Source organism: Pseudoxanthomonas sp. PXM02 (assembly GCF_014851805.1).
Taxonomy (GTDB): Bacteria; Pseudomonadota; Gammaproteobacteria; order Xanthomonadales; family Xanthomonadaceae; genus Pseudoxanthomonas_A.
In genome coordinates, this window is record NZ_JACVAK010000002.1 from 467,681 (window position 1) to 487,420 (window position 19,740).

Sequence of the window (19,740 nt, forward strand, 5' to 3'; positions counted from 1 at the left end):
CCTCGCACGGCGAACGCGAGCTCCGCGAAGCTCGGTGGTGCAGTCCCGTCCCGCAAGGGATCACGCCCACCGGATGCCGCCATGAGTTACGCCAGTCCCGCCCTGAACCGCCTGCCCGAACCGTCGCCGATCGACGGTTTCCCCCTGTCGTCCACGCAGGACGATGGTCCGCGCGCGCTGCGCGGCGAAGTGGTGGTGGAACTGTCGATGCGTCATGCCGGCACGCGTGCGGTGACGCTGCGCTACGAACTGCAGGGTCAGGCTGGCGCGCCGGTGGTGTTCGTTGCCGGCGGCATTTCCGCGCATCGCCATCTGACGGCCAGCGACGTGTTTCCCGAAAGCGGCTGGTTGAACGAGCTGGTCGGCGCCGGCCGCGCGCTGGATCCGGCGCAGCGCCAGCTGCTCGCGTTCGATTTCATCGGTGCCGACGGTCGCCTCGACGCGCCGATCGATACTGCCGACCAGGCCGACGCCATCGCCAAGCTGCTGTCCGCACTGGGCATCGCGCGGCTGGACGCCTTCGTTGGCTATTCGTATGGCGCGCTGGTCGGTCTGCAGTTCGCCGTGCGCCATGCCGAGCGCCTGAAGAAGCTGGTCGCGGTCAGCGGGGCACATCGCGCGCACCCTTACGCTGCCGCCTGGCGTGCGCTACAACGCCGCGCCGTGACGCTTGGCCAGCTGCAATGCGCCGACGCGCAGGGCCTGTCGCTGGCACGTCAGTTCGCCATGCTCAGCTACCGCACGCCCGAAGAGTTCGGCGAGCGTTTCGACAGCGCGCCGGAGATCGTCAACGGCCGCGTGCGCGTGGCCGCCGAAGACTACCTGGACGCCGCAGGTGCGCAATACGTCGCGCGCACGCCCGTCACCGCCTACGTGCGCCTGTCCGAGTCCATCGACCTGCACCGCGTCGATCCAGCCGATGTCCGCGTGCCGACGCTGGTGGTCGCGGTGGAAGGCGATCGCCTGGTGCCGCTGTCCGATTCCGTCTCGCTGGTCGAAGGTCTCGCCACGCTGGGCCAGCTGCGCGTGCTGCGCTCGCCCTACGGCCACGACGCCTTCCTGAAAGAAACCGACCGCATCGATTCCATCCTCACCTCGGCCCTGCGCGCCGCCGGAGAAACCGCATGAGCAGCTTCATCCCCACCGACGCCGACGCGCCCTGTCGTCCCGCCACTGCCGCCGTGCGCGCCGGCATCGACCGCGACACCGCCTATGGCGCGGTGACGCCGCCGATCGTGCTGTCGTCGAACTTCAGCTTCGCCTGCTTCGCGCAGAAGCGCGAGTACGACTACACCCGCAGTGGCAATCCCACCCGCGACCTGCTGGCCGAGGCGCTGGCCGAACTGGAAGGCGGCGCCGGCGCCGTCATCACCGCGACCGGCATGGGCGCGATCACGCTGGTGCTGAATGCGCTGCTGGAACCGGGCGACCGGCTGGTGGTACCGCACGACGCGTATGGCGGCAGCTGGCGCCTGTTCAACGCGCTGGCGAAGAAGGGCCACTTCGAGCTGATCACCGCCGACCTGACCGATCCGCGCTCGCTGGCCGACGCGCTGGCGCAGTCGCCGAAGCTGGTGCTGATCGAGACCCCGTCCAACCCGCTGCTGCGCATCACCGACCTGCGCTTCGTCATCGAGGCCGCGCACAAGGCCGGCGCGCGCACGGTAGTGGACAACACCTTCCTGTCGCCGGCCCTGCAGACGCCGATCGCCTTCGGCGCCGACATCGTCCTGCACTCCACCACCAAATACATCAATGGCCACAGCGACGTCGTCGGCGGCGCGGTGATCGCGCGCGATGCCGACACGCACCAGCAGCTGGTGTGGTGGGCGAATGCGCTGGGCCTGACCGGCTCGCCGTTCGACAGCTTCCTGACCCTGCGCGGCCTGCGCACGCTGGACGCGCGCCTGCGCGCGCACCAGGAAAACGCCAATGCCATCGCCGCGTTGCTGGACGCGCATCCGGTGGTGTCGAAGGTCTACTTCCCGGGCTTGGCCTCGCATCCGGGCCACGCCGTCGCCGCGCGCCAGCAGAAGGGCTTCGGCGCCATGCTGAGCGTCGAACTGGACGGCGGTGAGGAAGCGGTGCGCGCTTTCGTCGAAGGTCTGCGCTACTTCACTCTGGCCGAATCGCTGGGCGGCGTGGAAAGCCTGGTCGCGCACCCGGCCACCATGACGCATGCGGCGATGACGCCGGAAGCGCGCGCCAAGGCCGGCATCACCGACGGCCTGCTGCGCCTGTCGGTCGGCATCGAGGCCACCGACGATCTGCTGGCCGATCTCACTGCCGCGCTGGCGCGTGCCGAAGCCGTCGCAACGGAGTCCAAACGCAAACTCGCTGACGCATGAGCACGGTCGTCCGACTCGCGACCACGCCGCGCAGCGCGTCGAAGCTGGCGCTGCTCGGCACCGGCGTGGTGGGGAGCGCCTTCGTTGCGCGTTACCAGCGGCTGCAGGCGCAGTCGTTGCCGGTCCCCACGCTTGCCTGGCTGGCCAACTCCCGCGCGCTCCATGCCTGCGGAAGCGAGGCGCAGCAGGCGCTGGAGGACGCCAACCAGGCGACTCCGCGCGACGCCGATCTGCCACCGTGGGCGGAGGGCGAAGCGCTGCGGGCCGGCGATATCGTGGTGGACGCGACCGCGAGCGAGAGCGTGGCCGACTGGCATGTGGAATGGTTGTCGCGCGGCGTGCACGTGGTGACGGCGAACAAGCTCGGCGTCGGCGGTGCCCTGCCGCGTGCGCAGGCGATCAGTCGGGCGCGTTCGGAGTCCGGCGCCCGCTACGGCGACGCCGCCACCGTCGGCGCGGGTCTGCCGCTGTTGAGCAGCCTGCGCGCGCTGGTCGCTGGCGGTGACCGCATCCACCGCGTCGAGGGCGTGCTGTCGGGTTCGCTGGCGTGGCTGTTCAACCACTACGACGGCATGCGCGCGTTCTCAGGCTTTGTCCGTCAGGCGCGCCAGGCCGGCTACACCGAACCCGACCCGCGACTCGACCTGTCCGGTGAGGACGTGCGCCGCAAACTGCTGATCCTCGCGCGCGCTGCGGGATTGCCGTTGCAGGCCGAGGACGTGCGCGTGGATTCGCTGGTGCCGGCGGAACTCGCTGCACTGCCGTTGCCCGCCCTCGACGCGGCCCTGTCGCAGCTCGATGCGCCGCTGGCGGCGCGATTCAAGGAGGCCTACCGCAACGGTGCACGACTGCGCTTCCTCGGCCGCTTCGACAGCGAGCGCGCCAGTGTCGGCCTGCAGGCATTGCCGCTGGACCATCCGTTGTGCGGCGGTGGTGGTACCGACAACCGCGTGGCGATCTACAGCGATCGGTATCCGGAACAGCCACTGGTCATCCAGGGACCCGGCGCCGGTGCCGAAGTCACGGCGGCCGCGTTGCTGGACGACGTGCTGGCGATCGGCGGGCGCGCGTAGCGCCTGCAACCCACCGCTTCAGCGCAACGCGTCGAGCAGGGCGGCGTTGAAGCGTGTGGAATCCTCGACCTGCGGCGAGTGGCCCAGGTCGGCGAACTCCACCAGCGTCGCTCCCGGGATCGCCGCCGCCGCGCGCTTGCCGAGCGAGGGATAGTCACCGAGGCGCTTTGCCAGTTCCGGCGCCGCCAGGTCCTTGCCGATGGCGGTGCGGTCCTTCAGGCCGATGAACAGCGTGGTCGGCGTGGTGATCTTCGGCAGTTCGTAGACCACGGGCTGGTTGAACACCATGTCCGAGGTCAGCGCCTGGCTCCACGCAACCGCCTCGCGCCCGTCGCCGGCATACATGCCACCCAGCATCCGCACCCAGCGCTCGTACTCGGGTTTCCACGCGCCGCCGTAGTACACCGTGCGCTGGTAGTCGCGGATGCTGTCGAACGTGGTCTTCTGCTCGCGCTCGTTCCAGGCATCGATGCTCCGCCACGGCACGCCTTCCGCCTTCCAGTCCTCCAGTCCGATGGGATTGACCAGCATCAGGCGCTCGACCGACGCGGGGTGCTGCAGCGCATAACGCGCGGCCAGCATGCCGCCCATGGAATGGCCGACGATCACCGCGCGCTCGATACCCAGCGATGCCAGCAGCGCTCGGGTGTTACCCGCGAGTTGTGCGAATGAGTACTGGTAGCGCTGCGGCTTGCTCGATTTGCAGAAGCCGATCTGGTCCGGCACGACCACGCGGTAACCCGCTGTGGACAACGCAGTGATCGCCGACTCCCAGGTGGCGGCACAGAAGTTCTTGCCGTGCAGCAACACGACGGTGCGGCCGTTCGGCGTGGCCGGCGCGATGTCGAGGTACGCCATTTCCAGCGGCTGCGCCTGCGAGGAGAAGGCGAACGTTCGCACCGGATGCGGATAGTCGAAACCTTCGAGGCGTGCGCCGTAGCGGGGCAGGGATTCGGTCTGTGCCAGCGCGCTGGACGCCAGCAGCAGGGCGGATGCGGCCAGCAGCGATCGGGAGATCTTCATGAGACGGTCTCGGCGACGTGGCGGGCCAGCGTACCGCGGATACGTGGCAGGGTCGTTAGACCTTCGGTGAAGGTGGCGCCGGTGTCGCCGCAGGATGATGCGGGCCACGCAGCGCCAGATGGCCGCTGCGGACGAGGTCGCCGGGATCGCGCCGCACCTGGTCCGGATCGAGCGATGGCAGCGGCAACGCGGTGGCTTCGTAGAGCGCCCAGCCGTTGCGGCCATGCGCCTTGACCTCGTACAGCGCACGGTCCGCGAGCGAGACCAGTTGTTCCCATCCGAGCAGGTCGGGCGCACTGGGGAACGGCGGATAGCCCACCAGTCCCAGTGAGGCCGTCACCTGCAGCGATACGCCGGCGACATCGACCGGCTCGGTCGCGATCGCGGTGCAGATGCGGCGGCCGAGCGCATGCAGTTCGTGTCGCGGCATCGGCCGGAACACCATCAGGAATTCCTCGCCGCCCCAGCGGATCACATAGTCGCCGTCGCGCGACAGCGTGCGCAGGCGGTGCGCCACCGTCTGCAGCACATGGTCACCCGCCTGGTGACCGTGGCCGTCGTTGATCGACTTGAAGTGGTCGATGTCGAGCAGCGCGAACGCCAGCACGTCTACGCCCGCGGCGAAGCCGGGATTGCGCTGGTAATAGGCGATGTCCGCGGGCAACTGACGGGTCAGGTAGCGGCGATTGTGCAGGCCGGTCAGCGGATCGGTAAGGCTGATCGCTTCCAGTTGCCGGTTGGCCTGCTGCAGGTCGCGCGTGCGCTGCTCGACCAGGCGCTCCAGCGCGATGTTGCGGTTGTGGTGGCGCCGCAGGACCCAACGGTTGGACAGCAGCACCAGGATCCCCAAAGCGAAGGCCAGTAGCACGTAGAACCAGGGGCTTTCGTAGAAGTACGGCGCGATCGCGAACGCTTGCGTGGCCGCGGTGCGGCCGGATACGCCGCTGTTGTTTGTGCCCAGCACCTCGAACACGTAGCGGCCCGCAGGAAGATTGGTATAGGTCGCGCTGCGCTGGTGCGGGTCGTCGAGCAGTTTCCACTCCTCGTCGTAGCCCTTCAGGCGATAGCGGATGTCGATATGGTCCGACGCCTGGAAGCTGAGCGTGGTGAATTCGAAGCGCAGGTCGCGTGCGGCGCTCGGCAGCGTCCACTCCACTACGCGTTCCGCCGGCCGCCACTGGCCCTGCACCTGCACGCGTTCGATCACCGACTCGGGCAGGTAGTCGTTGGCCAGCGACTGGTCGGTCGCCATGACCACCACGCCGTCGCGGGTCGGCAGCCACAGCGCGTTGTCGGCCATGAAGCCACGGCTGTTGCCGGCACCGTTGCAGCAGTCGCCCTTCTGGCCGCCATGACGGTCACCCCGTTCGTTGAGCAGCGTGCGGGCCGATATCCGGAAGGCCGGATTGTCAGCCGCATTGAGCAGGTCGGCGGTCGGCACCCGGTAGATGCCGCGCAGGCCGCCCACCCACAGGAAGCCGCTGGCGTCCTCGGCGAAGAAGAACGGTGCGTTCGCCGGAATGCCGCGCGCCTTGTCCAGGCGGGTCCAGCGATGGCCGTCGAACAGCAGCATCATTTCTTCCGACAGCGCGCCGGCCAGCCATTGGCCGCCGGCGAGTTCGTGCAGGGAGACGATGTGCGGTGCATCCAGCCCGGTGCCGGTCAGCGGCAGCGCGACCAGGTGCTCGTCGACGAATTCGTACAGGCCGCTCTGCGTACCGACCAGCAGCCGTCCGTCGCGCGTCTCCATCAGCACGCGCACGCGTACGTCGCGCAGGCCGGCGCGTTCGCCGTAGTGCTGCAGACGGTCATCGCCCTCCGTCCACCGGTACAGGCCGGTGCTGGTGGCGAACCACACCCGTCCCTGGCGGTCGCGGACAATGCCGTTCACCTGCGCGGTGTCCATTGCCGCCAGCATGCGCGGCCGCTGCACGCGGCCATCGCGATAGAGCGCGGCGCCGTCGCGAGTGCCGATCCAGGTCTGCCCGTTCTCGGGCAACAGGCTGTAGGCGGCCGGGTTGGGCAGCGCGCTGCCGGCGACCATCGTACGGAAGCGGCCGCCTTCCAGCACGCTCACGCCATCGTCGCTGCCGACCCAGACACGTCCGTCAGGCGCCTGCGCGATGGACCAGAGCAAGGGTTGCTGCAGGCCTTCGGCACCGCTGTAGCGACGCGTCCAGCCGTTCCACGCGCGGCTGATGCCTTCGTTGTTGCTGCCCAGCCACAGGTTCGATTCGCGGTCTTCGTAGAAGGCGCGGATCTCCGCGAGGGGACCGTCGGCGGCGATCCTTTCGAGCAGATCGCCTTTCTGTAGCCGGTACAGGGTGTCGCGCGTGCTGACCCACAGGATGCCGTCGCGGTCCTGGTGCAGCGCCTGCACACCGCCGCTGACGGCGCCGACATCCGTGTCGCGCTGCCAGTGCGTGCCGTCGAGCACGAACAGGCCGGCATCGCAGCCGGCCCAGATGCGGCCGTCATGGCGCGCCAGCGCGGTGACCGTGGCGAGCGACGCGCCGGCCGGCAGCTTGAAAACGCGTTCGCCCGCGCCATCGAAGACGTGCACGCGGCCGCGTGCCCCGATCCAGACGGTGCCGTTGTCTTCGACAAGCAGCGACAGTGCGCCGCCATCGCCGATCGGATGCAGGGTCTGCAGGCGGTCCGACACCACCACCATGACGCCGCCATGCGTGGCGACCAGCAGGCGTCCGCGGATGTCGCGTGCCAGTGCACGCACGTCGACGACACCGGCGGCCTCGCCAGGCGCGACCGACAGGGTCTTCATGCGGTTGCCGTCGCGGACCGCCAGCCCTTGCGGGGTGCCGATCCACAGCCGGCCCTCGCGGTCGGTATGCAGGGCCTGGATCCAGGTGCTGGGCAGCTCCGGCGTGTTGTCCAGGTCGAAGTTGGTGAAGCGCACGCCGTCGAAGCGGCTCAGGCCGGCCTGGGTGCCGAACCAGAGATAGCCCGGCCTGTCCTGCGCGATGGCCAGCACGCTGAGCTGGGGCAGGCCCTGTTCCAGGCTCCAGTGGTTGCGCACGTAGTGATGGAACGACTTGGACGGGTCCAACGCCTGTGCGGACGGGCAAAGCAGTGCCATTCCGCCCAGCAGGGGCAGGCACCAGGCCGCCAGTCGGTGCCGCCAGGACAGGCGGCCGCGGCGGTTCTTGTCCACGAGGTGGAACAGAACGCGTCTCCGGTAAGTCGGTTTACCAAAGTACGGTATCGGCGTAAGTCCGCGCGCCTAAAGGGCGAAGGCGCGCGTGTCGTGCCGCTGTCGCGTCCCTGTCGTGGCGGTCCGGCCGGCACGGAGGGAGGCTGGGACCGAACGTACACTGGCCGGGACAAGACCGACAATGATGGACATGAAACTGAACGCCGAACGGATCCGCGCCCTGCGGGAACAGCGTGCCTGGTCGCAGGAGCACTTGGCGACGGTGGCCGGGTTGAGTACGCGGACGCTGCAGCGGATCGAAGCGGGCTCAGCCGCGACCCAGGAAACCTGTCTGGCGTTGGCGGCGGCATTGAACGTCACCGTGGACGACCTGACCGGAGCCTCGGCCGTGGACGGAAGTCGTGATCGCCACTCAACCGGTGCGCTGGCGACCAGGCTGCCGACGTGGGTGGTGATGGCGATGCTGTTCGTGCTGCTGGTGGTCTGGTTCGGCTACACGATCGGCAAGGATGCCGCGTTGCGCGACAACCGTGCTGAAGCCGTCTGCGAACAGGACGCCACCGACTGTCGTTGATGGATCGAGGTTGTAGCGCTCGCTGACCACGGTTGTCGAAGTGGCCAGCGCATAGGTTGGGGTGAGCTTGCGAACCCCAACAACTTGGCGCTTAAGGATACCGAAGTTGGGGTTCACTTCGTTCACCCCAACCTATGCACTAGCGACCAAGCTGCCGACGTAGGTGGTGATGGCGATGCTGTTCGTGCTGCTGGTGGTCTGGTTCGGCTACACGCTCGGCAAGGATCTCGCCGCGCGCGACAACGGATCACGCGCCGACTGCGTGCATGACGGGGTGGTCTGCGGCGCGCGTCGCCACGACGGCGACAGCTGAATCAGGTCCCGAAGCGTAGCGGCAGCGCTCTCAATCTGGGATCAGCGGGTGTTGATTGGCGCAGAGGCGCCGCAATGGCAGCAACGACGTGCCCACAGGTTGCCGATGCGCAGTGGTCCGTAGACGAAGAAACGCTTACAGCATACGGGGCACAGAAACTTCGCAAGCCACAGCCCGTTGATCAGCCAAAGCGCGATCAATGCGAACGCTGCAATCGCGGCGGGATTGCCGGGGACCCTCAATGCATGCAGCGCCATGCCAAGCAGAGGCACGGCGGGCAGAAAGAGGATCAGGCCGCCCCACAACAGGGCTTTCCCGATGCGATAGGAGCGCCACGCTGTCGATGATGCGCTGGTGTGGTTATCGGTCATGCCCGTTCAACACTCGATAACGTTGACAGCCAATCCGCCGCGACTGGTTTCCTTGTACTTGTCCTGCATGTCGCGCCCGGTGTCGCGCATGGTCTTGATCACCTTGTCGAGCGAGACCTTGTGCTTGCCATCGCCGCGCATCGCCATGCGGCTGGCGTTGATCGCCTTCACCGCGCCCATCGCGTTGCGCTCGATGCAGGGGATCTGCACCAGCCCACCGATCGGGTCGCAGGTCAGGCCCAGGTTGTGCTCCATGCCGATCTCGGCCGCGTTCTCCACCTGGCTGGGACTGCCGCCCAAGGCGGCGACCAGGCCGCCGGCGGCCATCGAACACGCCACGCCGACTTCACCTTGGCAGCCGACTTCGGCGCCGCTGATGCTCGCGTTCTCCTTGTAGAGGATGCCGATGGCCGCCGCGGTCAGCAGGAAGTCGAATACCCGCTGTTCGCTGTTGCCTGGGCAGAAGCGGTCGAAGTAATGCAGTACGGCCGGGATGATGCCGGCCGCGCCATTGGTCGGTGCAGTAACCACACGCCCACCGGCCGCGTTCTCCTCGTTCACCGCCAGCGCGTACAGGTTGACCCAATCCAGCACCGTCAGCGGATCGCGCATGGCGGCTTCGGGCTTGCTGGCCAGTTCGCGGTGCAGCGTGGGTGCGCGCCTCGAGACATGCAGTCCGCCGGGCAGGGTGCCTTCCTCGCGGATGCCGCGCGCCATGCACGACTGCATGGCGCCCCAGATCGCGCGCAGGCCGTCGCGGATCTCTTCTTCGCTGCGCCAGGCCTTCTCGTTCTCGAACATCAGCGCGGCGATGCTCAGTCCGCTGCGCTGGCACTGGGCCAGCAGCTCATCGCCGCTCTTGAACGGATACGGCAGTGGCGTTTCGTCGGCGACGATGCGGTCGGAGGCTGCATCGTCCTGGTTGACCACGAAACCGCCGCCGACGGAGTAGTAGTCGCGCGTGGCGATCACTTCGTCATTGGCGTCGTAGGCGGTGAAACGCATGCCGTTGGTGTGGTAGGGCAGCTTCTGCCGCTTGTTCATCAGCAGGTCGCGCTTCTCGTCGAAGGCGACCTCATGCGTTCCGCCCAGCAGGAGGCGCTTGCCGGCGCGGATGCGCGCCAGCGCCGGCGGGATGATGTCCGGGTCGATCTCGTTGGCGTAGTGGCCCTCCAGACCCATCAGCACGGCCTTGTCGGTGCCGTGGCCGCGGCCGGTCAGGGCCAGTGAGCCGAACACCTCGGCGCGGATGCGCACCACGTCCTGCAAGCGGCCGGCATCGACCAGCCAGCGGCCCACGAAGCGCGCCGCCGCCCGCATCGGTCCCACCGTATGCGAGGAGCTCGGGCCAATGCCGATCTTGAACAGGTCGAACGTGCTGACTGCCATGCTGCAAAAACCGCGGTCGAAAAAAGGCCGCTATTCTAAGCACGCCGACGCCCGACACCCTTCACCCCCGACTGCGATGTCCCTGATCCTGTACCAGCGCGACGACTGCCACCTGTGCGACCTGGCGCTCGATGTGCTCGCGAATGCCCGCATTCCCGAGTTCGAAAGCGTTTTCATCGATGGAGACGACAGCCTGGAGTCGCGCTACGGCATCCGCGTGCCGGTGCTGCATCGCAGCGACACCGGCGCGGAACTGGACTGGCCGTTCGATGCCGACGGCGTTGCGGCGTTCCTGCACCCGTAAAGCTGTCCGCCAGCGGAACGAAGGTTCGAGCGCGCGTCGGCGCCGTCGACCGTCACGCTAGGCTCGCCGCATCCAGGGTCGGGACTACGATGATGTCGACACGATCGCCGCTGCTCGCCCTCGTCCTCGCCCTGGTCGGGATGCCGGCCGCGGTCTCCGGCGGTGTCCACGACGATGAGGCGACGCTCGGCCGGATGCACGACGATTTCGTCCGTGCGTTTGTGGACAGCCAGGGGTTCGGAAAGACCCGCGTGACGCCGATGATGGTGCGCATGCGCCACTACCAGTTCGAAGGGTTCGGTGACGACGGGCGCTGCGTACGCGACGTGGAACTGGTCGGCATCGCCCGACATTATCCACCGGTCGTCTATCCCGCCAACTTCATGGGGTTCCAGCATCACGACGGCGATGCCGCCCTGCGACTACCCGCGATGCCTGCCCGCACGTTGCAGGCATGGGAACGCGACGCCGTCGCCATGCTGAAGGCGGGCCGGCCCATTGTCCTGCACACGACGCCCGGCGGTGAGCGCGCGATGGGGGCCATCCGCGCGCGCCGCGACTGTCTTTCATGCCATGCCGATCATCGCGAGGGCGATGTCCTGGGCGCCCTCAGTTACGGGCTAGGGCGCGTCACCGTGTCGGCGGAGGTACCGGGCGCACGTTCCTGCGTGCCTTGATCGAGTTGCTGGTCCAGGAAACCGATCACGTGCGCGGCATAGCCCGCGGGATCATGCGCCTGGAAATCCACATGGGCCGCATCCGGCAGCAGCCAGAACGACTTGGGCGATCGCGCGCGTTCGAACATCGCGCGCGATTCGGCAGGCAGCGCATGGCGGTCGCGTCCACCCGCGATCACCAGCACCGGCGCACCGACGTCGTCGATGTGGTCGATCGGCGCCAACGAGGTCACCGGAATGCCGAGGCGCGGCCCGACTTGCATTTCCAGCAGCGGTGACAGCCCGGCCGCCGCGTCACCCAGCCGCATCGCGATGCGGTTGCGGATCGCCTGCCGCGCGGTCGAGTAGACCGCTTCCAGCACGACCGCATCGAAGCCGCTGGGTTGCGGACCGAGCAATACCGATGCGCCGCCCAGCGACACACCGATCACGGCGCACTTCTCGTCCGGGCGGCGTTCCTTCATCCAGTCGCGCGCAGCGGTGACCGCGATGGACTCACGCGCGCCCAGCGTGATCGCGTCGCCTTTGCTCTCGCCGTGTGCAGGAAGATCGATCAGCAGCACGGCGTAACCGTGTTGTGCCAGCAGCCGTGCACGACCGAGCATCGCGCGACGGTCCGCGCGGATGCCATGCAGCAACAGCACGCTGGCGCGGCCAGGTTTCCCTTCGATCCACCAGCCGGCCAGCGGTTCCGCACCGGGACCGTCGATGCGGACGTCGATGGCCCGCAGGTCCGCTGGCGGGGCGCCGATGACGGAGGGACGCGGCGCCAGCAACTGGCCGCCCAGCCACCACAGGCCACCCATCGCACAGACAGACAGCAGGAGGCCGACGACGCCGATGCGGAGAAGCAGGCGTCGCCGGCGCGTCGGCACTTACTTGGCCGGCTTCAGCACGACCTTGGTGCTGATCGCGACCTCGTTCGGGATCGTCGCGGTATCGGCCCAGTCGCCGCCACCGACGCCGAAGTCGAGTCGCTTCACGGTCGCCTTGCCGGCCAGCACGGGCTGTGCGCCCGGCGTCCAGGTGAAGGTCAGCGTCACCGGCTTGCTGACGCCGCGCAGCGACAACGTGCCGTCGGCGGCGTACTGGTTGCCGCCGAGTGCGCGGAACTTCGTCGCCGTGTAGCGCGCCTGCGCGAACTTGGCGACGTTGAAGAAGTCGGCCGACACCAGCGTGCCGTCGCGGTCGCCGTTGCCGGTCTGCGTGCCGGCCAGCTGGATGGCGACGTCCAGCTTGCTGGTGGCCAGCTGCGCGGGATCGAAGCTCAGCGTGGTGGTGAAGCCACCGAACTTGCCGGTGAAGGTTTCGCCCTGGTAGTTGCTGGCGAATACCAGCGTGGAGCCGGGCGCCTGCACGTAGTCGGCGGCCATCGCCGGCGTGGCAGCCAGCAGCAGGGAAGCGAGCGCCAGGCGCACGCGATCAGGGGTTTTCATCGGGGGAATCCTGCGGGGTGGGGGAAGGAGGAACGGAGGGAGCCGCGACCGGCGCGGCCACCGCGGCGCGTCGGCCCGGCAGCATGCGGCGCAGGGTGGCATCGCCCTGGAACAGGTGGTGGTACAGCGCGGCACCGGCATGCGCCAGCACCAGCACCACCAGCACCCAGAACAGCAGTTCGTGCGCACCTTCAGCGGCTTCATGCACGCTGTCGCTGCGGCCGGTGATGGCGGGCAGGTTGAACAGCTTGAACCACTGCAGCGGATACCCGGCGGACGAGTTCAGCACCCATCCCGACAACGGGATGGCGAACAGCAGTGCATACAGCAGGAAGTGCGTCACCGATGCCATGCGCTGCTGCCAGGTCGGCGTGCCCGGCACCGGTACCGGTGCGCCGGCATACACGCGCCACACCACGCGCAGGACGACCAGCGCGAGGATGGTCAGGCCGATCGACTTGTGCAGCGCGTAGATGTTGATCTTGCGCGGCCCGTTGGGCAGGTCGCCCATGGTCAGGCCGATATAGGCCATCACCAGGATCAGCGCGACGATGGTCCAGTGGAACAGCTGGCTGACGGCGCCCCAGCGCTCGTCGGTGTTCTTCAGGTTCATGGCGTCGGCTCCTGAGGGGATGGGGATGGCGGTGTGGCGGGCGCGGTGTCGTCGTCGGCCTTGCCGTCGTAGGTGGCCTCGGCCTCGATGCGCAGTTCCACCTCGTCGCCGATCACCGATTTCCACGCGGTGATGCCGAAGTCGGCACGGCTGAGCTTCGTGGTGGCGGAGAAGCCCACCGTGCGGCGAAACGGTGGCATCGGGTGGCGCTTGGCCGCATTGAGGGTGACGTCGAGAACGACCTCGCGCGTCACGCCGCGCAGGCTGAGGTCGCCGTACACACGGGCATGCGTGGCGTCGACGGGCTCCACGCGCGTGGAGACGAAGCGCGCCTCCGGATGGCCTTCCGCATCCAGCAGCGACTTGGCCAGCGTGGCCTTGTTCCAGTCGGCATCGCCCAGGTCGGCACGCGCGATGGGAATGCGCACGTCGACGCGCGCACGCGTCCAGTCATCAGGATCGAACACCACGGTGCCGGTGCTGCCGGACACGGTGCCGATCGCGTTGGAGAAGCCGGCATGCGAGATCGCGAACATCACGCGCGTGTGCACCGGATCGAGCCGGTACTCGGCTGCGGTGTCGCGCGCGAACGCCGTGGCAGGCAGCAGCGCCAGCAGGCAGAGGCTGCGCATCAGCAAACGGCGGGCGGTCGATCCGGGCATGGGGACGGATTCTAGGGGCCGGTCCATGAAGATACCCCGCTTGCGCGTGCAACGGTCCGTTGCGACGATGCCGGACGGGGCAACCAGGGATTGAAGGGCGGACAGGAATGGCGATGCGCGCGTGGTGGTTGTTGCTGTTCTGCCTGCTGAGCGCGTCCGCGCCCGCCACGGTGCCCGAGATCCCGCGCTTCCGCCTGCTCGGGGCCGGCGACGGCCTGCCGTCCACCACCATCCCCGCGCTCGCGCGCGATCGTGCCGGCCATCTGTGGATCGCCACCTGGGACGGACTGGCGCGTTACGACGGCGTCGGCTTCAAGGTCTGGCGGCACGATCCCGCCGACCCCGCCTCGTTGTCCGGCAACGTCGTGCAGGCGCTGCATATCGATGCCCGCGACCGCATCTGGGTGGCCACCGAGAACAGCGGCCTGAGCGTGATGGATGTCGACCGCGTCGGCTTCCGCCACTACCGGCAGGCGCAGCACCCCGAGATGGGCAGCGACGATGTGTTCGCGATCACCAGCCGCGGCGACGACGTCTGGTTCGGCACGTTCGGCGGCGGACTCCACAAGCTGGCCGCCGATGGGCGCATCACCCGCTTCGCCGCGGCCCAGGAAGGGCAGGAGGGCCTGCCGTCGGACAACGTGCTGTCGCTGGCGTTCGACGCGAAGGGCGTGCTGTGGATCGGCACCATGGGCGGCCTGGCGCGCTATGAAGGCGGACAGCTGCGCCGGATGCCGTTGCCGGGCGGCGACGGCCTGATCATCTATTCGGTGACCGCCGATGCGGACGCGGTCTGGGTCGGTGCATCGGACGGCGTACACCGCTGGTCGCCGGACGGCCGTTGGGTGTCGCCGCCGTGGTCGCCGATGTTCGCGCGACCGAATGCGGTGATCGCGATGACGAGCGATGGCCAGGGCGAGTACTGGCTGGCCAGCCAGGGCGGCCTGTGGCGGACCGAGGGCGATCGCGCGCCGGCGCCGGTGAATTACGACGCGCAGAACGTGGGCATCGGCCGCGTACTGCAGACGGTGCTCGCGCTGCCGGATGGCGGGCTGTGGGTGCCGGTGCCGACGCGTGGCCTGGCCTACCTCCGTTCGGATTGGCGCCGGATCGCGGCGTTCTCGTCGGCCCAGGGCCTGGGTGGTGGCCTCTACCGCGGCCTGTCGCAGGCCGGCGCCGACGGCCTCTGGATCGCCAGCAGCACCGGCAAGGTGGAACGGCTGGATACGCGCGGCGGTCATGTCGTGCCGCTGGCGCATCACGCGGCGCTGCTCGGCGAGTTGCGGCTCACCTCGGTGCGCCAGGATCGCCATGGACAGCTGTGGATCGGCCATCGCAGCGGCCTGATCCGCATCGATCCCCGCACCGGCGCCCTGCGGCAATGGGCGCAGGAAGGCGAAAACGCGGTGCCGGACAACACGTCGGTCGACTGGCTGGTCGAAGCCCCCGACGACACGCTGTGGCTGGTCTCGCAGATGGGCAGCGTGCAGCAGCGCTCGCTCGCCGACGGACGCGTGCTGCGCACGATCGTGAAGCAGGAAGACGGCAGCGGACTGCCCGACATCGAAGGTGTCGCGGTGGCGCCCGATGGCCGCGTCTGGCTGGGCGGCGCCGCCGGCATGATGGTCTGGGATGCGGCGGCGGAGCGCTTCGTCCCGGTGGGTGCGATGGGAGGCGAGCGTGTCTATGCGTTCGCGTTCGAGCATGCGGATCGTCTGTGGCTGCACCGGATGTCCGGCGTGGAAGCCTGGCGCCGCGACGGCACGCGCTGGGTTCGCGAGCGGCGCATCGGTGCCGCGGAAGGCTTGCCGGCGGTCGAATCGACCGGCCTGGCCGTGGATCCGCAGCGACGCGTCTGGCTGGGCACGCGTCGCGGCCTGTTCCGTATCGATCCCAACCTGCATGGCTCGCGTGCGCTGCTGCGCAACTTCGGCGTGCGCGAAGGCCTGCTGAGCCAGGAGCTCAACGACCGCGGCCTGCTGATGACGGCGGACGGCTTGCTGGCGACCACGGCAGCGGATGGTTCGGTGGCGCTGCTCGACACGCATCTGCCCGATCCCCGCGCGGTGACGCCGAACCTGGTGCTCGACAGCCTGCAGGTGAGCCGCGGCGACGATGTGCTGCCGCTGCGGATCGACCAGCCGCTGGTGCTCCAGCCGGAAGACCATGAACTGCTGGTCGGCACCCGCCTGCTGAGTTACGAGAATCCGCTGGGCAACCGCTACCGCTCGCTGCTCGACGGGTTCGACAGCGGCTGGGTCGACCAGGGCGCCAGCGGTGAGCGCGTGTTCTCGTCGCTGACGCCCGGACGCTACGAACTGCGCGTGCAGGCCTACGACGCCGCCGGCAATGCCTCGCGCGAACTCGTCGTGCCCGTGCACGTGCTGCCGCCGTGGTGGCGAAGCGCGTGGGGACTGGCCCTGTTCGCCGTCCTCGGTGTCGTGCTGCTGCTGATCGCCGCGGCCGCGTACCGCCGGCGCGTGCGTCGTCGAAGCGCATGGCAGTTGGCCGAACACAAGCGCGAAGTCGCCGAGCAGGCGTCGCTGGCGAAGACCCGTTTCCTGGCCACGCTCGGCCACGAGATCCGCACGCCGATGACCGGCGTGCTGGGCATGACCGAGCTGCTGCAGGCCACGCCGCTGGACGATCGGCAGAAGGGCTACACCGATGCGATCCAGCGCGCCGGCACGCATCTGCTGCGGCTGGTCAACGATGCGCTGGACCTGGCGAAGATCGAAGCCGGCAAACTGGAATTGCAGCAGGTCGAATTCGACCTGCACGCACTGGTGTCCGATGTTGTCGCATTGATGGGGCCCGTCGCGGGCAAGCGAGGCCTCACCTTCCACGATGGCATCGCCACCGGCGTGCCGCGGCTGGTGCGCGGCGATCCGCTGAGGCTGCGGCAGATCCTGCTCAACCTGCTGGGCAACGCGATCAAGTTCACCGAAGCCGGCCACGTCTCGCTGCACGCGGTGCCGCTGGCGCCGCAGGGCGTGCGGCTGACGGTCGGCGACACCGGTCCTGGCATCAATGCCGAACAGCAGGCGCGGCTCTTCCGGCGTTTCGAACAGGCCGAAGGCGCGCAGACCACCGCGCGCTACGGCGGCAGTGGCCTGGGTCTGGCGATCTGCCAGGAACTGGCCGTGGCGATGGGCGGGCGCATCGAGGTCGACAGCGCGCCGGGCAAAGGCACGCGCTTCTCCGTCGACCTGCCGGTGCTGCAGCCGGTGGCGCAGCACGATGCCGAAGCGCCGGCGGTCGTGGAGGAAGCGCACGCACCTGCGGCCGTCGGACCGCTGGACATCCTGCTGGTCGAGGACGATGCGACGGTGGCCGACGTCGTCGCCGGCCTGCTGCGTGCGCGCGGCCATCGGGTGACGCACGCGCCGCACGGCCTGGCCGCGTTGACCGAAGTGGTCACGACCGAGTTCGACGTGGCGTTCCTCGACCTCGACCTGCCGGGCCTGGACGGCATGGCGCTGGCGCGGCAACTGCGCCTGCAGGGCGTGCCCACGTCGCTGGTCGCGCTGACCGCGCGGACGGATGCCGAGGCCGAATCGCTGGCGCGCCAGGCGGGGTTCGACGATTTCATCCGCAAGCCGGTCACCGGCGACATGCTGGCCGCGGTGATCGCCACGCAGATCGAGCGCCGCGCATCGCCGTCGCAGGGAGACACACCATGAAGATGATCACGCGCTGTCTGCTCGCCGTTGCTGTACTCGTCCTGGCCGGTCCCGCCCTGGCGGACACGCCCGAACCGCCGCTGCTGGGTGACTACATCACCGCTTCACGCGCGCTGTATCCGCTGCGCGTGGGCGATTGGGAGGCGGTGGGCGAGAAGCGTTACGAGCAGCAGGAACTGGGGGTGTCGGTGCGCTACCAGGACACGCGCAAGCCGGACCGCTGGATGGACCTGTACCTGTATCCGGCCGGCGTGATGTTCGATCCCGCATTCGCGCAGGTGTTCCAGTACGGCGTCGACGAGATCGTGCAGATCGCGAACAACCGCAAGGCCGGCGACGTCCGGCTGGGTGAGGTGCGCACGTTCACCACGGCACCGAGCGCCGGCGAGGGCATGCTCGGCGAGCTGGCGCTGAAGGCGCGGTCCTTCGCGATGGAAATGCCGATGCGCGACAAGCGCTACCGCTCCGCCCTCGCGATGACCGTGCGCGACCTGTACTTCATCAAGGTCCGTTACAGCGTAGAGGCCGATCGCGTGTCCGATGAGGACGTGCAGCAGCAGGCGGAGACCTTCCTGGCAGGTTTCGCCGCCGATGTGCGCGTCCTCAACACCGGCCGCTGCCGGCAGGTGCTGCAGGTCCGCCCGATACCCGCCGGCGGCGCGCGTCCGGACGCCGTGCTCGCCAGCACGAATGACGGGCAGGAGAACGAGATGTGGATCGTCGACGACGCGGTCTACCTGCGCCCTGCCGTCATCGCGCGGACCGAGGAAGCGGCGGAGCTGCAGAGCGAGGCGCAGTCGATCCGCAACGTGCTGCGCGGCCGCTGCGTTTCGCCCGAAGCGATGGACATCGTGGTGCCCGACGGCATGCGCGAGATCCGCTTCGAATACCAACGGCCGGATGCCGGCAGCGACGGCACCACGCCACGCCTGCGCAGCCCGCGATCCGGCGTAGGCTGACGCGATCAGCGCAGCCGGCGGATGTCCATCACGCCGGCGACCGGGTCGTAGTAGAACCAGTCGCTGGCATTGCTGGCCAGCCAGTCGATGCGTGCACGCGTGGCAGATGGCACGTGGCAGAGCACGCCGAGCCCATAGTCGTCGCCGGGTGCGGCAGGGGCAGGCGGTGCGTCGGCGAACAGGTCGTCCAGCGAAGCCGGCTTCTTGCCCCAGGTCAGGCAGTCGGCGTCGTTGCTGCTGTCGACGGGCCAGCCCATGCGCGTCCAGAACGCCTCACGGCCGCGCGGTCCCAGCCGGTGTGCATCGACGACCTCACCGTCACCGGTGGAGATGAGGCGCCATCCAGTGTCCGCCTGCTGCACACGCCACACCACCTCGTCGGCCTCGCGGGTCGCGCTGTGGCCGTAGTCGCCGGCGAACGGAGCCGATTCGCTTGCCCACGCAGCAGGCGACAAGGCGAGCAGGCACACCAGGAAGGATGGGCGCATCGATTCAGTCCGCCCAGGCTTCGACATACAGCGTGCGCGTGGCGTCATCGGGATCGGCGTGCACCCAGATGCCGCCAGCATCGGAGGACGCCAGGTAGAAACCGTCATCGGCCGCCAGCATGGTGCAGGCCGTCGCGGGCGTTTCTTCCGCCAGCGTCCGTGCCAGGCAGGCTTCCTCGACGAAGCGCCTGACGATCGGGCCGGCGGCGGCGAACGGCGCGGCCAGCACGTACTGGTGGTCGCCCCAGCGCTGCGAATCCATCAGGCGGACCTCGGTCACCGGCTGGCCGGCGAACTGCACGCCGCCGGGATGCAGCACCGCACGCGCGGTCACCGCGGTAAGGGTCTGCTGCTCGTCGTCCGCCAGCGTGTCTTCGCACTCCAGCTCGACGCGCGCCACGCGCGTCCGCCATCCGGGCGCCAGTTCATCCACCCGGCGTGCGCGGATGCGGTCGCAGCCGGGCATCGTGTCCGGGCCCTGCGTGGCATGTTCGCCCGGCACCACCATCACCAGTGCGGGAAAGTCGCCGCCGGCAACCTGCATCATCCGCACGGCGCCGGCTTCCTCGGCGCGCACGCGGGCGCCAGCCATCAGCAACAGGCCGGCGGCGGCAGGGGCGAGCAGGTGGCGGCATTCCATTGCGTCACTCCGGCG

At 68.8% G+C, this 19,740-nt stretch carries 19 protein-coding genes; 9 read left to right on the plus strand and 10 right to left on the minus strand.

Features of this window, described 5'->3' with window-relative positions; all coding sequences use genetic code 11:
• Window positions 1-81 precede the first annotated feature (81 nt).
• The 3 genes from IB225_RS10880 to IB225_RS10890 are packed head-to-tail and all read left to right on the plus strand — an operon-like array spanning window position 82 to window position 3,421.
• On the plus strand, window positions 82-1,128 hold the full coding sequence (locus IB225_RS10880; RefSeq protein WP_192311267.1) for a homoserine O-succinyltransferase: 1,047 nt from the start codon (window positions 82-84) through the stop codon (window positions 1,126-1,128).
• On the plus strand, window positions 1,125-2,348 hold the full coding sequence (locus IB225_RS10885) for an O-succinylhomoserine (thiol)-lyase (protein ID WP_192311268.1): 1,224 nt from the start codon (window positions 1,125-1,127) through the stop codon (window positions 2,346-2,348). Before IB225_RS10880 ends, IB225_RS10885 begins: the two co-directional genes overlap by 4 nt.
• A complete protein-coding gene (locus IB225_RS10890) occupies window positions 2,345-3,421 on the plus strand; it encodes a homoserine dehydrogenase (protein WP_192311269.1) in 1,077 nt (358 codons plus the stop codon). The genes IB225_RS10885 and IB225_RS10890 overlap by 4 nt, the downstream gene beginning before the upstream one ends.
• An 18-nt stretch (window positions 3,422-3,439) precedes the next feature.
• On the opposite strand, the gene IB225_RS10895 is transcribed toward IB225_RS10890, so the two are convergent.
• Together IB225_RS10895 and IB225_RS10900 are read right to left on the minus strand one after the other, a co-directional pair.
• Entirely contained in the window at window positions 3,440-4,444 is a 1,005-nt protein-coding gene (locus tag IB225_RS10895; protein ID WP_192311270.1) for an alpha/beta hydrolase, read from the minus strand.
• A gap of 55 nt (window positions 4,445-4,499) precedes the next feature.
• Complete coding sequence (locus tag IB225_RS10900; protein WP_192311271.1) at window positions 4,500-7,616, minus strand: ligand-binding sensor domain-containing diguanylate cyclase; 3,117 nt, start codon at window positions 7,614-7,616, stop codon at window positions 4,500-4,502.
• A 190-nt stretch (window positions 7,617-7,806) separates the two neighbouring features.
• On the opposite strand from IB225_RS10900, the gene IB225_RS10905 reads away from it, so the two are divergent.
• Both IB225_RS10905 and IB225_RS10910 read left to right on the plus strand, forming a co-directional pair.
• Complete coding sequence (locus tag IB225_RS10905; protein WP_225583692.1) at window positions 7,807-8,190, plus strand: helix-turn-helix transcriptional regulator; 384 nt, start codon at window positions 7,807-7,809, stop codon at window positions 8,188-8,190.
• Window positions 8,191-8,359: 169 nt separating this feature from the next.
• Window positions 8,360-8,503, plus strand: a complete 144-nt coding sequence (locus tag IB225_RS10910; RefSeq protein WP_192311272.1) for a hypothetical protein — start codon at window positions 8,360-8,362, stop codon at window positions 8,501-8,503.
• Between the two features lie 41 nt (window positions 8,504-8,544).
• Here IB225_RS10910 and IB225_RS10915 read toward each other — a convergent pair whose 3' ends face one another.
• Both IB225_RS10915 and IB225_RS10920 read right to left on the minus strand, forming a co-directional pair.
• The gene (locus tag IB225_RS10915) at window positions 8,545-8,874 is read right to left on the minus strand and encodes a hypothetical protein (protein WP_192311273.1); all 330 of its coding nucleotides are present in this window, start codon (window positions 8,872-8,874) and stop codon (window positions 8,545-8,547) included.
• A 6-nt stretch (window positions 8,875-8,880) separates the two neighbouring features.
• Complete coding sequence (locus IB225_RS10920) at window positions 8,881-10,263, minus strand: L-serine ammonia-lyase (RefSeq protein ID WP_192311274.1); 1,383 nt, start codon at window positions 10,261-10,263, stop codon at window positions 8,881-8,883.
• A gap of 76 nt (window positions 10,264-10,339) precedes the next feature.
• Between IB225_RS10920 and IB225_RS10925 the strand changes: the two genes are divergently transcribed.
• A complete protein-coding gene (locus tag IB225_RS10925) occupies window positions 10,340-10,567 on the plus strand; it encodes a glutaredoxin family protein (protein WP_192311275.1) in 228 nt (75 codons plus the stop codon).
• Between the two features lie 92 nt (window positions 10,568-10,659).
• Window positions 10,660-11,244, plus strand: coding sequence for a hypothetical protein (locus IB225_RS10930; protein ID WP_192311276.1), 585 nt, complete (start codon window positions 10,660-10,662; stop codon window positions 11,242-11,244).
• Here the strand turns inward: IB225_RS10930 and IB225_RS10935 are convergent.
• From IB225_RS10935 to IB225_RS10950, 4 genes are read right to left on the minus strand one after another with little or no spacing between them, the layout of a single operon-like run.
• Window positions 11,181-12,119: an alpha/beta hydrolase gene (locus IB225_RS10935; RefSeq protein WP_192311277.1), complete on the minus strand. Its 939-nt coding sequence runs from the start codon at window positions 12,117-12,119 to the stop codon at window positions 11,181-11,183. The genes IB225_RS10930 and IB225_RS10935 overlap by 64 nt on opposite strands.
• Window positions 12,120-12,680, minus strand: coding sequence for a YceI family protein (locus IB225_RS10940; RefSeq protein ID WP_192311278.1), 561 nt, complete (start codon window positions 12,678-12,680; stop codon window positions 12,120-12,122). It abuts the gene before it with no gap.
• On the minus strand, window positions 12,667-13,293 hold the full coding sequence (locus tag IB225_RS10945) for a cytochrome b (protein ID WP_192311279.1): 627 nt from the start codon (window positions 13,291-13,293) through the stop codon (window positions 12,667-12,669). Before IB225_RS10945 ends, IB225_RS10940 begins: the two co-directional genes overlap by 14 nt.
• Window positions 13,290-13,925, minus strand: a complete 636-nt coding sequence (locus IB225_RS10950; protein ID WP_192311875.1) for a YceI family protein — start codon at window positions 13,923-13,925, stop codon at window positions 13,290-13,292. Before IB225_RS10950 ends, IB225_RS10945 begins: the two co-directional genes overlap by 4 nt.
• A 143-nt stretch (window positions 13,926-14,068) precedes the next feature.
• Here IB225_RS10950 and IB225_RS10955 point away from each other — a divergent pair, with 143 nt between their 5' ends.
• Together IB225_RS10955 and IB225_RS10960 are read left to right on the plus strand one after the other, a co-directional pair.
• Window positions 14,069-17,638, plus strand: a complete 3,570-nt coding sequence (locus IB225_RS10955) for a hybrid sensor histidine kinase/response regulator (RefSeq protein ID WP_192311280.1) — start codon at window positions 14,069-14,071, stop codon at window positions 17,636-17,638.
• Entirely contained in the window at window positions 17,635-18,597 is a 963-nt protein-coding gene (locus tag IB225_RS10960; protein ID WP_192311281.1) for a hypothetical protein, read from the plus strand. Before IB225_RS10955 ends, IB225_RS10960 begins: the two co-directional genes overlap by 4 nt.
• A 5-nt stretch (window positions 18,598-18,602) precedes the next feature.
• Here the strand turns inward: IB225_RS10960 and IB225_RS10965 are convergent, their stop codons facing one another.
• Complete coding sequence (locus tag IB225_RS10965) at window positions 18,603-19,085, minus strand: hypothetical protein (protein WP_192311282.1); 483 nt, start codon at window positions 19,083-19,085, stop codon at window positions 18,603-18,605.
• 4 nt (window positions 19,086-19,089) lie between these two features.
• Window positions 19,090-19,725, minus strand: a complete 636-nt coding sequence (locus tag IB225_RS10970; RefSeq protein ID WP_192311283.1) for a hypothetical protein — start codon at window positions 19,723-19,725, stop codon at window positions 19,090-19,092.
• Window positions 19,726-19,740 lie beyond the last annotated feature (15 nt).

Bases quoted from the DNA above. Each gene is read 5' to 3' on its own strand.
- IB225_RS10895 (WP_192311270.1), bottom strand. From the start codon at position 4,444: ATGAAGATCTCCCGATCGCTGCTGGCCGCATCCGCCCTGCTGCTGGCG.
- IB225_RS10960 (WP_192311281.1), top strand. From the start codon at position 17,635: ATGAAGATGATCACGCGCTGTCTGCTCGCCGTTGCTGTACTCGTCCTG.
- IB225_RS10965 (WP_192311282.1), bottom strand. From the start codon at position 19,085: ATGCGCCCATCCTTCCTGGTGTGCCTGCTCGCCTTGTCGCCTGCTGCG.
- IB225_RS10950 (WP_192311875.1), bottom strand. From the start codon at position 13,925: ATGCGCAGCCTCTGCCTGCTGGCGCTGCTGCCTGCCACGGCGTTCGCG.
- IB225_RS10920 (WP_192311274.1), bottom strand. From the start codon at position 10,263: ATGGCAGTCAGCACGTTCGACCTGTTCAAGATCGGCATTGGCCCGAGC.
- IB225_RS10970 (WP_192311283.1), bottom strand. From the start codon at position 19,725: ATGGAATGCCGCCACCTGCTCGCCCCTGCCGCCGCCGGCCTGTTGCTG.
- IB225_RS10945 (WP_192311279.1), bottom strand. From the start codon at position 13,293: ATGAACCTGAAGAACACCGACGAGCGCTGGGGCGCCGTCAGCCAGCTG.
- IB225_RS10905 (WP_225583692.1), top strand. From the start codon at position 7,807: ATGAAACTGAACGCCGAACGGATCCGCGCCCTGCGGGAACAGCGTGCC.
- IB225_RS10890 (WP_192311269.1), top strand. From the start codon at position 2,345: ATGAGCACGGTCGTCCGACTCGCGACCACGCCGCGCAGCGCGTCGAAG.
- IB225_RS10955 (WP_192311280.1), top strand. From the start codon at position 14,069: ATGCGCGCGTGGTGGTTGTTGCTGTTCTGCCTGCTGAGCGCGTCCGCG.
- IB225_RS10885 (WP_192311268.1), top strand. From the start codon at position 1,125: ATGAGCAGCTTCATCCCCACCGACGCCGACGCGCCCTGTCGTCCCGCC.
- IB225_RS10930 (WP_192311276.1), top strand. From the start codon at position 10,660: ATGTCGACACGATCGCCGCTGCTCGCCCTCGTCCTCGCCCTGGTCGGG.
- IB225_RS10880 (WP_192311267.1), top strand. From the start codon at position 82: ATGAGTTACGCCAGTCCCGCCCTGAACCGCCTGCCCGAACCGTCGCCG.
- IB225_RS10915 (WP_192311273.1), bottom strand. From the start codon at position 8,874: ATGACCGATAACCACACCAGCGCATCATCGACAGCGTGGCGCTCCTAT.
- IB225_RS10940 (WP_192311278.1), bottom strand. From the start codon at position 12,680: ATGAAAACCCCTGATCGCGTGCGCCTGGCGCTCGCTTCCCTGCTGCTG.
- IB225_RS10925 (WP_192311275.1), top strand. From the start codon at position 10,340: ATGTCCCTGATCCTGTACCAGCGCGACGACTGCCACCTGTGCGACCTG.
- IB225_RS10910 (WP_192311272.1), top strand. From the start codon at position 8,360: ATGGCGATGCTGTTCGTGCTGCTGGTGGTCTGGTTCGGCTACACGCTC.